General features: G+C 65.2%; 13 protein-coding genes. 7 read left to right on the top strand and 6 right to left on the bottom strand.

The window, feature by feature from the left end:
* Positions 1 to 342 precede the first annotated feature (342 nt).
* A complete protein-coding gene (locus CK227_RS31000) occupies positions 343 to 1,017 on the bottom strand; it encodes a winged helix-turn-helix domain-containing protein (RefSeq protein ID WP_095776148.1) in 675 nt (224 codons plus the stop codon).
* 171 nt (positions 1,018 to 1,188) lie between these two features.
* Here CK227_RS31000 and CK227_RS30995 point away from each other — a divergent pair, with 171 nt between their 5' ends.
* Together CK227_RS30995 and CK227_RS30990 are read left to right on the top strand one after the other, a co-directional pair.
* Complete coding sequence (locus tag CK227_RS30995) at positions 1,189 to 1,521, top strand: NIPSNAP family protein (protein WP_095776169.1); 333 nt, start codon at positions 1,189 to 1,191, stop codon at positions 1,519 to 1,521.
* Complete coding sequence (locus CK227_RS30990; protein WP_095776149.1) at positions 1,518 to 1,862, top strand: antibiotic biosynthesis monooxygenase; 345 nt, start codon at positions 1,518 to 1,520, stop codon at positions 1,860 to 1,862. Before CK227_RS30995 ends, CK227_RS30990 begins: the two co-directional genes overlap by 4 nt.
* Before the next feature lie 51 nt (positions 1,863 to 1,913).
* On the opposite strand, the gene mbfA is transcribed toward CK227_RS30990, so the two are convergent.
* Positions 1,914 to 2,897 carry an iron exporter MbfA gene (gene mbfA, locus CK227_RS30985; RefSeq protein ID WP_095776150.1) on the bottom strand — a complete coding sequence of 328 codons (984 nt, stop codon included), beginning with the start codon at positions 2,895 to 2,897 and terminating at the stop codon, positions 1,914 to 1,916.
* Positions 2,898 to 3,073: 176 nt separating this feature from the next.
* On the opposite strand from mbfA, the gene CK227_RS30980 reads away from it, so the two are divergent.
* The gene (locus CK227_RS30980) at positions 3,074 to 3,394 is read left to right on the top strand and encodes a hypothetical protein (protein WP_019862259.1); all 321 of its coding nucleotides are present in this window, start codon (positions 3,074 to 3,076) and stop codon (positions 3,392 to 3,394) included.
* Between the two features lie 140 nt (positions 3,395 to 3,534).
* Positions 3,535 to 4,512 (top strand): threonine/serine dehydratase, encoded by a 978-nt coding sequence (locus CK227_RS30975; RefSeq protein ID WP_095776151.1) that lies wholly within the window; start codon positions 3,535 to 3,537, stop codon positions 4,510 to 4,512.
* 111 nt (positions 4,513 to 4,623) lie between these two features.
* Here CK227_RS30975 and CK227_RS30970 read toward each other — a convergent pair whose 3' ends face one another.
* Genes CK227_RS30970 through CK227_RS30955 form a run of 4 tightly spaced genes read right to left on the bottom strand, consistent with a single transcriptional unit; the run spans position 4,624 to position 8,382 of the window.
* Complete coding sequence (locus CK227_RS30970; RefSeq protein WP_348628984.1) at positions 4,624 to 5,775, bottom strand: ABC transporter permease; 1,152 nt, start codon at positions 5,773 to 5,775, stop codon at positions 4,624 to 4,626.
* Positions 5,772 to 6,692 carry an ABC transporter ATP-binding protein gene (locus CK227_RS30965; RefSeq protein ID WP_095776152.1) on the bottom strand — a complete coding sequence of 307 codons (921 nt, stop codon included), beginning with the start codon at positions 6,690 to 6,692 and terminating at the stop codon, positions 5,772 to 5,774. Before CK227_RS30965 ends, CK227_RS30970 begins: the two co-directional genes overlap by 4 nt.
* Entirely contained in the window at positions 6,689 to 7,642 is a 954-nt protein-coding gene (locus tag CK227_RS30960; RefSeq protein WP_095776153.1) for an HlyD family efflux transporter periplasmic adaptor subunit, read from the bottom strand. Before CK227_RS30960 ends, CK227_RS30965 begins: the two co-directional genes overlap by 4 nt.
* On the bottom strand, positions 7,639 to 8,382 hold the full coding sequence (locus tag CK227_RS30955) for a CerR family C-terminal domain-containing protein (RefSeq protein WP_095776154.1): 744 nt from the start codon (positions 8,380 to 8,382) through the stop codon (positions 7,639 to 7,641). The genes CK227_RS30960 and CK227_RS30955 overlap by 4 nt, the downstream gene beginning before the upstream one ends.
* Positions 8,383 to 8,472: 90 nt before the next feature.
* On the opposite strand from CK227_RS30955, the gene CK227_RS30950 reads away from it, so the two are divergent.
* The 3 genes from CK227_RS30950 to CK227_RS30940 are packed head-to-tail and all read left to right on the top strand — an operon-like array spanning position 8,473 to position 10,770.
* Entirely contained in the window at positions 8,473 to 8,946 is a 474-nt protein-coding gene (locus tag CK227_RS30950) for a CYTH domain-containing protein (protein ID WP_095776155.1), read from the top strand.
* Positions 8,943 to 9,887, top strand: coding sequence for a CHAD domain-containing protein (locus CK227_RS30945; protein WP_095776156.1), 945 nt, complete (start codon positions 8,943 to 8,945; stop codon positions 9,885 to 9,887). The genes CK227_RS30950 and CK227_RS30945 overlap by 4 nt, the downstream gene beginning before the upstream one ends.
* 55 nt (positions 9,888 to 9,942) lie before the next feature.
* Positions 9,943 to 10,770, top strand: coding sequence for a lipo-like protein (locus CK227_RS30940; RefSeq protein WP_095776157.1), 828 nt, complete (start codon positions 9,943 to 9,945; stop codon positions 10,768 to 10,770).
* Positions 10,771 to 10,893: the final 123 nt, after the last annotated feature.

Raw genomic sequence — 10,893 nt, 5'->3', positions numbered from 1 at the left:
ATGATGACGTCGGGTGCTCGCCCGATCCCAGGGACGGTCGCCTGCCGCCGGGACTGCCGGCTGTGATGGGCCGCAGTCCCGGCCGCCAGACTACCTGATCCTTCTCAAACAATCCTAGGGCGAAGCAAGGAGCGAAGCGACGCGGCGCAGACCCTAGGATCCATGCCGGGACGCCAAGGAAAAACACGGCGGCACAGGAGCCAGCGATCTTCCTCGCCGTGCTGGCAGCAAGGTTCTGCACCGTTGCGGCGCTCTGAGATCGCGGCATGGATCCTAGGGTCTCCGCGACGCCGCTTTGCGGCTGCTCCGCCGTAGGATGACGAAGGTTGAGGCGCCGGCAAACTAAGCCAAAAACACCTTCTCGAAGGCCTGCTTGCCGGGCGGCGAGAAAATCACCGCGCGGCTGTCTTTTTCGCGGCGCGCCCATTTTTCCAGAAGGATCTTGTCGAGGATGGCGGCGCCCAGCGTGCCGGCGAGGTGCGAGCGGCGCACGCTCCAGTCCAGGCAGGCGCGGCAGACCGGTCGGCGCGGCTTTGCGTCGACATCGATGCCAATCGCCGCAAAATGCGATGGCGCCGACGGTCCGAGCCTGATCTCCCTGTCATCGCGCAGCAATATGTCCTTCTCGACAAGGCGGTCGAGCATCGCCACCGCCTGCTCGCCGGCGAGATGGTCGTAGCAGACGCGGGCGACGCGCATGGCGCCGTCACGCGGACCCGGCCGCACGCGCTTCGGACCGACAGCCTCGGCGAGACCGGTGATGGCCTCGATCATGCCGGCCACCTGCGGGCCGGCGAGGCCGTAATAGCGGTGCCTACCCTGGCTGGCCAAGGTCAGCAGCCCGCCCTCCATCAGTTTCGACAGATGCGACGAGGCGGTCGGCAGCGACACGCCGGCTTCCAGCGCCAGTTCGCTCGCCGTCAGCGCCGTGCCGCCCATCAGCGCGTTCAGCATGTTGGCGCGGGCCGGGTCGCCGACCAGGCTGGCGATGCGGGCGATGTCGGGTCCTTCACGCATAGTTCGTTCCTTATCGAAGCATTCTTGTCAGATAGCCATTATTCTCCGGTCAGATCAAGGCGCCGGCGACGCAAGCGACAATGGCTCCTGGCAGGAAATGCCTAGCACATCGATGCGTATGACGTTTCGACCGCGCTCGAAGCGTCGATGCAGGAACCCAAGGAGACGACCATGACCATCACCTGCTTCATCCGCTATGAGATCGACCCGTTCGGCAAGGCCGCCTTCGAGGAATATGCCCGCAACTGGGGCCAGGCCATTCCGCGCTGCGGCGCCGATCTGATCGGCTACTATGCTCCGCATGAAGGCTCGGCGACGACGGCCTACGCCGCCTACAACATTGAAAGCCTGGCGGCCTATGAAGCCTATCGCGCCCGGCTTGCCGCCGATCCCGCCGGCAAGGCAAACTACGAGTTCGCCAAGCGAGAACGATTCATCCTCAAGGAGGACCGCATGTTCCTGAAACACGTCTCCGGGCCGCACGCCAAGCTGGTGCTGCCGTGATCGCCGTCATTTTCGAGGTGCAGCCTGCCGAGGGCAAGCGCGATGCGTATCTCGCCATCGCCGCCAATCTGCGTCCCTTGCTCGACGGCAGTGATGGCTTCATCTCGATCGAACGTTTTCAGAGCCTCGCCGATCCGAACCGCATCCTGTCGCTGTCGTTCTGGCGTGACGAGGACGCGGTGAAGGCCTGGCGCAACACCGAAGAACACAGGCAGGCGCAGCAGGCCGGCCGCGGCGGAATCTTTGCCGGCTATCGACTGCGGATCGCGCATGTAGTGAGGGATTATGGGCTGACCGAAAGGGAGGAGGCGCCGGCGGACAGCCGGGCGGTGAATGGGTAAGCCTTCTTCCTTCCCCCCTTGTGGCCCTTGTGGGGGAAGGGAGAACCGCCCTCACGCGTTGCCGATCAGCACGCCGGCCGCGAACACCAGCGCGCCGCCCAGCACCACCTGGAAGGCGGCGCGCAGGAAAGGGGTCTGCATGTAGCGGTTCTGGACGAAGGCGATGGCCCAAAGTTCGAAGAACACCACCACGGCGGCGACGGCCGTCGCCGTCCAGAAATGCGGAATGAGATAGGGCAAGGCGTGGCCGAGGCCGCCGGCCGATGTCATGACGCCGGTGGTGATGCCGCGTTTTATCGGCGAGCCGCGACCTGAGAGCTTGCCGTCGTCGGAAGCCACTTCCGTAAAACCCATGGAGATGCCGGCGCCGATCGACGCGGCAAGCCCGACCAGGAAGGTCTGCCAGGTGTCATGCGTGGCAAAGGCAGCGGCGAAGATCGGCGCCAGCGTCGACACCGAACCGTCCATCAGGCCGGCCAGGCCCGGCTGCACGTAAGTCAGGATGAACTGGCGCTGCTCGGCGGCGGCCTCTTCATCCTTCACCTCGCCGGGCACGTGCTTCTGCTCCAGCCGCTGCGCCAGCGTCTCGTGGCCCTGTTCGGCTATCGCCAGGTCATTGAGAAGTTTTCGCGTCGAGGCATCTGTCGTGCGCTTTGCCGCTTCGACGTAGAACAGGTAGGCCTGCCGCTCCATGGCCTCGGCCTGGCTGCGCACGTGCTCGATGCCGAGCGGCCTCACCAGCCAGTCGGGCTTGCGCTCATAATAGCCCTTCACATGTTCGCGCCGGATCAGCGGGATGCGCTCGCCGAAGCGCTTGCGGAAGAGCTCGATCAGCGAGTCGCGATGGCCGTCCTCTTCCTCGGCCATCTCCTCGAACACTTTCGCCGATTGCGGAAAACTTTCCGCCAGCCCGTCGGCGTAGGCCCGGTAGATGCGCCCGTCATCTTCCTCGGATGAAATGGCCAGCGCCAGGATTTCCTGTTCGGAGAGCGATTCGAAGGGGCGGCGGCCGAAGCCGAAAACACGGGAAAGCATGAGGAAAAGACCCTAGTTTAGAATTGTTCTAAACTATGGCCTGCCCTGCTCCGGGTCAATCGCGCTGAGGGTCACGGGTTCAAGAATTGTTGAAGCGTGCGAGCGGCCCCGCTTCTTCCTTATTGGCAAAGATTCCCCTATATAGCTGAACCTAAGACAAGAACGAGGATCCCCGCATGACGAAGCCGCACCCCCAGCATTTCGACCCGAAACCCGTTCTCGATCTCATCGCCAGCATCGAGGCCGATCTGCAGCGCCTGAAGGGCCTGGTCGAGCAGCAGATCGAGAAATTCGACCCCGCCAATCCACACAACAAGGCCCCCGACGGCAAGCTGACCGAGGAAGGGGTGGAGTGCTGCTACCGCATGTTCGACGAAGGCAAGTCGCGCTATTCGGTCGCCCAGCAGATGAAGATCTCGTTTGCCGCCGCCACCCACCGCTTCAACAATTGGCGCAAGCTGGGCGGGACCAAGAGGCAGCGGACGTTGCTTGGGTGAAACCGGCGAGATGTCGGCGGGGCATCGCGGCGACGGCGGAGACAGTCCACCAACTTTGTAACGGTCACATTTTTTCGATGGTGCGCCACGGCCGTTTGCGGGCATCATGAGAAGAGACTGCCTCTTTTGCTGGACTTCGCATGACCACCCCTCCCGGCATTGCCGACATCCACGCCGCCGCGGCGCGGCTTTCCGGCCTGATCGTCGAAACCCCCTTGATCGAATCGGCCGAGCTGAACAGGCGCTTCGGCGGCCGCATCCTGTTCAAGCCGGAGACGTTGCAGCGCACCGGCTCGTTCAAGTTCCGCGGCGCCTACAACAAGCTGTCGTCGCTGAGCGAGGAAGAGCGCCGCCGTGGCGTCGTCGCCTTCTCCTCGGGCAATCATGCGCAGGGGGTGGCCGCTTCGGCGGCCATGTTCGGCGTCAAGGCGGTCATCGCCATGCCGGCGGACGCGCCGGCGATGAAGATCGGCAATGTCCGCAAGCTGGGGGCGGAAGTGGTGCCCTTCGACCGCTTTCGCGATGACCGCATGAGCGTGGTTCGCCCCTATATCGACAAGGGCATGGTGCTGGTGCCGCCCTTCGACGATCCGGCCATCATTGCCGGGCAAGGCACGATCGGCCTCGAACTCATGCGGCAGGCCAGGGCGCTTGGCGTCAGCCTCGACGCCGTCGTCATCCCCTGCGGGGGCGGCGGCCTGTCGAGCGGCATTTCGGTGGCGGTCAAGGATGCCTCGCCGGGCACCGCGGTCTGGGCGGTCGAGCCCGAGCATTTCGACGACACGCGCCGCTCGCTCGCCGCCGGCGCCCGGGTTTCGAACGAACCGGGCCATAGCTCGATCTGCGACGCGATCCTGACCGCCGAGCCGGGCGCCATCACCTTCGAAATCAACCGCAAAAACCTCGCCGGCGCCGTCGCCGTCTCCGACAAGGCGACCGCACAGGCGATGCGCGATGCCATGGCCTATCTCAAGCTGGTGGTCGAGCCGGGCGGCTGCGTGGCGCTCGCGGCTCTGTCATCGGGCGAGATCGAACTGTCCGGCAAAAGTGTCGCCGTGGTGCTTTCCGGCGGCAATGTCGATTTCGGCACCTATGCCGGGATCATGGCAGCCGCCTGATCGCCCTATCCTCTCAGCCGTGCCCACCATCGGCGCGGCCCGACGGGCTGCCATCCAATCAAGAGGCTTGCACGTAGGGTAGCCTTTCAGCGACCTTCCCGCGAGCGCCCGTCAGTCCAGCGTGCGCCTGAACCGCAAGAGCGCGGTGCCCGCGAACACCAGCACGAACACGGCCAGCCAGCCGATCTCGGTGGCGATGGCATGGAAGTCGGCGCCCTTCAGCATCACCGCGCGGGTGATGCGCAGGAAATGCGTCAGCGGGAAGATTTCGCCCAGCGCCTGGGCCCAGCCCGGCATGCCGCGATAGGGGAACATGAAGCCGGACAACAGCAGCGACGGCAGGAAGAAAAAGAAGGTGAGCTGCATGGCCTGCATCTGCGAGCGGGCCATGGTCGAGATGGTGTAGCCGAGCAGCACCAGCGACAGCACGAAGACAAGTACCGACGACAACAGCAGCGTCAGGCTGCCGACGAACGGAATATCGAACAGAAGCTTCGCCGCCACCAGCACCACCGCGACCTGCACCGCGCCGACGACAAGGAAGGGCAGCACCTTGCCCAGCATGATCTCGGCCGGACTGGACGGCATGGCGAGCAGGTTTTCCATCGTGCCGCGCTCGGTTTCGCGCGTCAGCGCCATGGCCGTCATCATCACCATGGTCATCTGCAGGATGACGCCGAGCAGGCCGGGCACGATGTTGTATTGCGAAATGCCTTCGGGATTGTAGCGATGGTGCACCACCACCTGCAGCTGCTGCCTGGCATTCTCGGCGGCGGCCGCCTGCATGCCTTGCGCGCGCAGCAGTGCCTGGCTCGCCACCGTGCTCAGCGTGGAAATGGCGCCGCTCGCGGCCGAGGGATCGGTCGCGTCGGCCTCGATCAGGATCTGCGGATTGTCGCCGCGCTCGACCCGGCTGGCGAAGTCGGCCGGGATGGTGACGACGAAGGAAACGTCGCCGCGCGCCATCAGGAACTCCGCCTCTTCGGCGCTCTCGGTGACATGGTCGAAATGGTAGTAGCCCGTCACCTGCAGCGCCGAGACCATGGCGCGCGTATACTGGTCGTTGCTCATCGCCACCAGCGCCGTCGGCAAGCCCTTGGGATCGTTGTTGATGGCGAAGCCGAACAGAATGAGCTGCAGCAGCGGCACGCCGAGCATCATGGCGAAGGTGATGCGGTCGCGCCGCATCTGGATGAACTCCTTGATCAGCAGCGCGCCGAGCCGGGCGAAGGAGAAGACGCTGTTCACGCCATATTGTCTCATGCCATATTGTCCTTCGACCCCGACATGAACTGGATGAAGACGTCCTCCAGGCTGGTTTCGCCTGGCACCACGGTCACGCCCTTGTGCTCCTTCTCGACATCGGCGAGGGCTGCCTCGAGCTTCTTCCTGTCGGAACCGACGACATGCAGCGTGGCGCCGAACGGCGCCACCTGGTCGACACCGCGGCGGCCCTGCAGCTCTTCGGCCACCTTGGCGAGCTGTGGACCCTGCACCACGAACGTCGTCAGGCCGGCGTTTTTCACCACCTCCTCAACGGTGCCGGTGGCCAGCATCTTGCCATAGGAGATGTAGCTGATGCGGTGGCAGCGCTCGGCCTCGTCCATGTAGTGGGTCGAGACCAGCACGGTCAGCCCGCCGCTGGCGAGGCGATGGATCTCGTCCCAGAATTCGCGCCGCGCCTTCGGGTCGACGCCGGCCGTCGGCTCGTCGAGCAGCAGCAATTTCGGCTTGTGCATGATGCAGGCGGCGAGCGCCAGCCGCTGCTTCCAGCCGCCGGACAGCGTGCCGGCCAGCTGGTCGCGGCGCGAGGCGAGGCCGAGTTCATCAAGCGTCCTGGCGACATAGTCCTCGACCGGTTTCAGCTGGTAGAGCCGCGCCACGAATTCGAGATTCTCGCCGATCGTCAGATCCTCGTAGAACGAGAATTTCTGCGTCATGTAGCCGACTTCGCGCTTGATGCTGAGCGAGTCGGTGCGGATGTTGAAACCCAGCACCGTGCCTTCGCCTTCGTCGGGCGTCAGCAGGCCGCACATGATGCGGATGGTGGTGGTCTTGCCCGAACCGTTGGGGCCGAGGAAGCCGACGATCTCACCCTCGGCGACCGACATCGTCACATGGTCGACGACGGTCTTGTCGCCGAACCGCTTGACCAGGCCGTGAACGTCGATGGCGTTCATTTGGCCGTTTCCGCAAGGTCGACATCGACGATCTGGCCGGGCTGCAGCGGGCCGGCGTCGCCCTCCGGCCGCGCCTCGACCAGATAGACCAGCTTCTGCCGGTTCTCGAGCGAATAGATCACCGGCGGGGTGAATTCGGGATCGGGCGAGACATAGCTGACGCGCGCCTTCACATCGGGGCCGCAGCCGTCGCAATGGACGCTGAGCAGGCTGCCGATCCTGACCGAGGCGAAGGCGGCCTCCGGTATGTAGACGGTGAGCTTCACCGCGCCGTCAGGCAGCATCGAGATGACCGGCGCGGTCGGGCCGGCGGTGTCGCCGGGATTGCGGATGACGTCGTTGACGCGGCCGGGCGAAGGGGCGGCGAGCGTGCGCTTGGACAGCCGCCACTCGGCCTGCCGCAGGGTTGCCTGCGCCTGCTTGACCTGATTGTCGGCGGCCTTGATCGTCTCGGGCCGCGCCGGCAGGCCGCCGACGGCGAGATTGGCCTGCGCCTGGCCGACCTGGGCGTTGGCGGTCTCCAGCGTCGCCGAGGCGGTGTCGTAGTCGGCCTGGGTGCCGGTGCCGCGCTTGAACAGATCGGCGGCGCGGTCGTATTTGCGCTTGGCGTCGTCGGCCTGCGCCTTGGCCATGTCGACCTGCGCCTTGAGTGCGGCGATCTCTTCCGGCCGCTTGCCGACCTGCAGGTCGGCGAGCTGCGCCTGCGCCTGCGCGAGGCTTGCCTCGGCCTGCGCCACCGCGATCCTGGCGTCGGCGCTTTCCAGCGTCACCACCGTCGCCCCCGGCGTGACGCGATCGCCGCGCTTGACGGCGACGGTCTCGACCTGCGCCACCTCGATCGGCGCCAGCAGCACATAGTCGCCCTCGACATAGCCGACGGCGAGCGGAGCGGCGGGCGCACAGGCGCCGAAGAGTTGAGCGGCAAGCGGCAAGGAGCAGAGGAAACTCATTGTTTTGATCCAATTGGGGGTTTTGATCCCATTTGGGGTTTTGATCCCATTCGGGCGGCCAGCATGGCGCTGAGATTGTCCGTCGTGACGGCCGCGACCTTGGCGGCCTCGGCGGCGCCGATGTCGTGCCAGCCCATGCGGCGCTTCACCGCCTCGCGGCCGATGCGAAAATAGACGACCTGGCCGATCAGCGTGAACACGGTGAGCCGGGTCCGCTCGCTTTCGGCCGGCTCGCCGGTCGCCTGCTCCCAGAGATGACATAGCCGGCGATGCGCCGGCTCGAACACGCCTTCATAGATGCGGTCGAGCGCAGCGGTGGGATGCTGCAGTTCGCGCAGCAAGAATTGCACGATCTCGCCGGCGCGCGGCTGCGCCACGACGAAGCCGACGATCCCCTCTATCGCCGCGAAAAGCTGCGCGCGCGCCGCCTCCGCATCGCCCGCCGGCGCGGCACGGCCACTGGCTGGCGCCTGACCGGCTGCCAGTGCCTGGGAGGCGACCGCCTGGATAGTCTCGACGATATAGTCGGCGACGGCGGCGCGGAGGCCTTCCTTGCCGCCGAAATGATAGGCGATGGAGCCGATATTGGCCTGCGCCGCGGCCGCGATCTCCCGGGTCGAGGTGCCATCGAAACCCTGCCGGCCGAACAGTTTCAGCGCCGCCTGCACGAGCGCGGCGCGGGTAGGCTCCGCCGGAGATGTCTCGCGGCGGGAATTTTTGGCGTCGGGCAATTTGATCATGACAGTACTTTAATCAATCGATTGATTAAAGTCAACTTCTATTCGGAGTTGTCTTGCCATCGCCCGCGCCAAACGCTTTAGTGCGCGGCCATGGGCAAGGAAGTCGAGCGCAAGTTCCTGGTCTCCAGCACCGCATGGCGGGAGCTGGCCGAGGCGGATATCGGCATCCTCCAGTTCTATCTCGCCACGGCGCCCGGGCGAACCGTCCGCATCCGCATCAGCGACGGCGCTTCCGCCAAGCTGACACTCAAATTCGGCAGTGGCGCTCGCGAGCGCGACGAGTACGAATATCCGATCCCTTTGGCGGATGCCCTGGAGATGCTGGACTTCGCCATCGGACGTGTCATCGAGAAGACACGTCACCATGTTAGGCATCGCGGCTATCTCTATGAAGTCGATGTCTTTGCCGGTGCACTCGCGGGACTTGTGGTGGCCGAACTCGAGACTCCGGAAGATGTGCCGGACGAAATGCTGCCTGACTGGCTCGGCCGTGAAGTGACAGGCGAGCAGAAATTCTACAACGCGTCGCTCGCCCTCGGGGGGATACCGGAGATCGCCGCATGAGCTTTCGCATCGACCCGCGCCTGCCGCTGACCGGCGAGGTCAGACGCATCCTTGCTGCGGAAATCGGCAAGGCGCTCCAGCATCTGGATGCGGCGCGCAGCCGGCCGGAACAGGGGCTGCACAAATGCCGCAAGCGGCTGAAGAGCGCGCGTGCCTTGCTGCGGCTGGTTCATTCCGGTGACGAAACATTCTGCACGACAGAGAACCAATGCTATCGCAACGTGGCGGCGCTGCTTGCCGCTCCGCGCGAGGCAACGGCGCTGATCGAGACCCTCGACCGGCTGGCGGCGGCTTTCCCCAAGGAGAGCGCCGATGGCGGGCTCGACGCCGTGCGCGACAGGCTGGTCGCCCGTCAGCACGATTTGCACGAAGGCGCCGGCCTCGAAGCAGCGATCGGCGCGGCGACCGCTGCCTGCGAAGACGGCATCAAGCGGATCGAAAGCCTCGCCTTGCCCGACCAGCCGGAACAGGCGGCCGACGTGCTTGCCGAAGGTGCACGCGTCACTCTGCGCCGCGCCAAAAAGGCGCTCGACAAGGCCGGCGCGCGCGGCGAAGCCAATGATTTCCATGATTTGCGCAAGGCCGCCAAAACGCATGGCATGCACCTGTCCCTGCTGGGCCGGCTGTGGCCGACGCCGATCAAGGCGCGGCGCAAGGCGGTCGATGAACTGGGCGAGCGGCTCGGCGAACTGCATGACCTGTTCGTCATGCGCGCCCTGCTCGAGGCGGACGACGAGCCGCTGGGGCCGCACCAGGACACAAAGCTTCTCGGCAAGCTCTTGAAGCGTTCGGAGAAGCGCCTGAGGAAATCCTGCCTTGCCGAGGCGGCTGAGCTGTTCGGCGACAGCCCCAAGCGCTCGACACGCAAACTGGCCCGCAAGGCGCGCGACGACCTGGCCAGCCCGACGCCGCATGACGAGACGAGCGCTTCCGCCGGCTGACCAAACGCCGGCGCGCTGGCACTCCCCCGCCTGCCCGTGCTAGTCACGCTCTACCATGACCGAGCCTGGCGACACGCTTCTGGATCGACTTGGCCGCTGGCTTGCCGGCCGGCTGCAGCAAGAATCCTCCGGCTATGAGCCCTATACCCCATCCGACGCCGAGACGCTGCGCCGCACGCTGGAGCCGGGCGACATCCTGCTGATCGAAGGCAACCAGAGGATTTCGGCGGCGATCAAATACCTCACCCAGTCGACATGGTCGCATGCGGCCTTCTATGTCGGCGACGCGCTGGCCGAACCGGAGGACGGAACCGAGCGGCGGCGGCTGATCGAGGTGACGCTCGGCGAAGGCTGCGTGGCGGTACCGCTGTCGCGCTATCGCACCTACAACACCCGCATCTGCCGGGCGAGCGGGCTCACTCCGGAGGACCGCGATCATGTCGTCGCCTTCATGATCGGCAAGCTTGGCCTGAGATACGACCTCAAGAACATTTTCGACATGTTGCGCTACTTCTTCCCGACGCCGCCGGTGCCGGTGCGCTGGCGCCGCCGCATGCTGGCCTTCGGCTCCGGCAATCCGACGCGGGCCATCTGCTCCTCGCTCATCGCCGAGGCCTATGGCGAGATCCACTACCCGATCCTGCCCGAGATCACCCGTGCGCCGGGCCGCGCGTCGGCGCAGTCGAGCTATATGCGCAAGGAGATCCTGCATATTCGCCACCACTCGCTCTACACGCCGCGCGACTTCGACCTGTCGCCGTTTTTCCGCATCGTCAAGCCGACGCTGGAATATGGTTTCGACTACCGGCAGATGGTCTGGGACGACAAGGCAAGCACAGACGCCGAAGCCGCAAAGGCTGGAGCAATCGTCCCAGACACGTGATGGCTTCGGCCTAGAGCAGTTCACCGTTTCACGGAAACGGCAACCCGCTCTAACTCTTTGTTTTAACGCAATTCCGGACGGAAAACCGTTTCACACTTTTCCTGGAATTGCTCTAGGTCAGGA

Origin of the sequence: Mesorhizobium sp. WSM4308, from assembly GCF_002294905.1 — a bacterium.
In the GTDB taxonomy this organism is placed as follows: Bacteria; Pseudomonadota; Alphaproteobacteria; order Rhizobiales; family Rhizobiaceae; genus Mesorhizobium.
The sequence above is the reverse complement of the archived record's forward strand: the minus strand, read 5'-3'. Positions and strand labels throughout refer to the sequence as shown.

Excerpts from the sequence above, each read along its gene's own strand:
- CK227_RS31000 (WP_095776148.1), bottom strand. The coding sequence starts at position 1,017 with ATGCGTGAAGGACCCGACATCGCCCGCATCGCCAGCCTGGTCGGCGAC.
- CK227_RS30995 (WP_095776169.1), top strand. The coding sequence starts at position 1,189 with ATGACCATCACCTGCTTCATCCGCTATGAGATCGACCCGTTCGGCAAG.
- mbfA (WP_095776150.1), bottom strand. The coding sequence starts at position 2,897 with ATGCTTTCCCGTGTTTTCGGCTTCGGCCGCCGCCCCTTCGAATCGCTC.
- CK227_RS30980 (WP_019862259.1), top strand. The coding sequence starts at position 3,074 with ATGACGAAGCCGCACCCCCAGCATTTCGACCCGAAACCCGTTCTCGAT.
- CK227_RS30975 (WP_095776151.1), top strand. The coding sequence starts at position 3,535 with ATGACCACCCCTCCCGGCATTGCCGACATCCACGCCGCCGCGGCGCGG.
- CK227_RS30970 (WP_348628984.1), bottom strand. The coding sequence starts at position 5,775 with ATGAGACAATATGGCGTGAACAGCGTCTTCTCCTTCGCCCGGCTCGGC.
- CK227_RS30965 (WP_095776152.1), bottom strand. The coding sequence starts at position 6,692 with ATGAACGCCATCGACGTTCACGGCCTGGTCAAGCGGTTCGGCGACAAG.
- CK227_RS30960 (WP_095776153.1), bottom strand. The coding sequence starts at position 7,642 with ATGAGTTTCCTCTGCTCCTTGCCGCTTGCCGCTCAACTCTTCGGCGCC.
- CK227_RS30955 (WP_095776154.1), bottom strand. The coding sequence starts at position 8,382 with ATGATCAAATTGCCCGACGCCAAAAATTCCCGCCGCGAGACATCTCCG.
- CK227_RS30950 (WP_095776155.1), top strand. The coding sequence starts at position 8,473 with ATGGGCAAGGAAGTCGAGCGCAAGTTCCTGGTCTCCAGCACCGCATGG.
- CK227_RS30945 (WP_095776156.1), top strand. The coding sequence starts at position 8,943 with ATGAGCTTTCGCATCGACCCGCGCCTGCCGCTGACCGGCGAGGTCAGA.
- CK227_RS30940 (WP_095776157.1), top strand. The coding sequence starts at position 9,943 with ATGACCGAGCCTGGCGACACGCTTCTGGATCGACTTGGCCGCTGGCTT.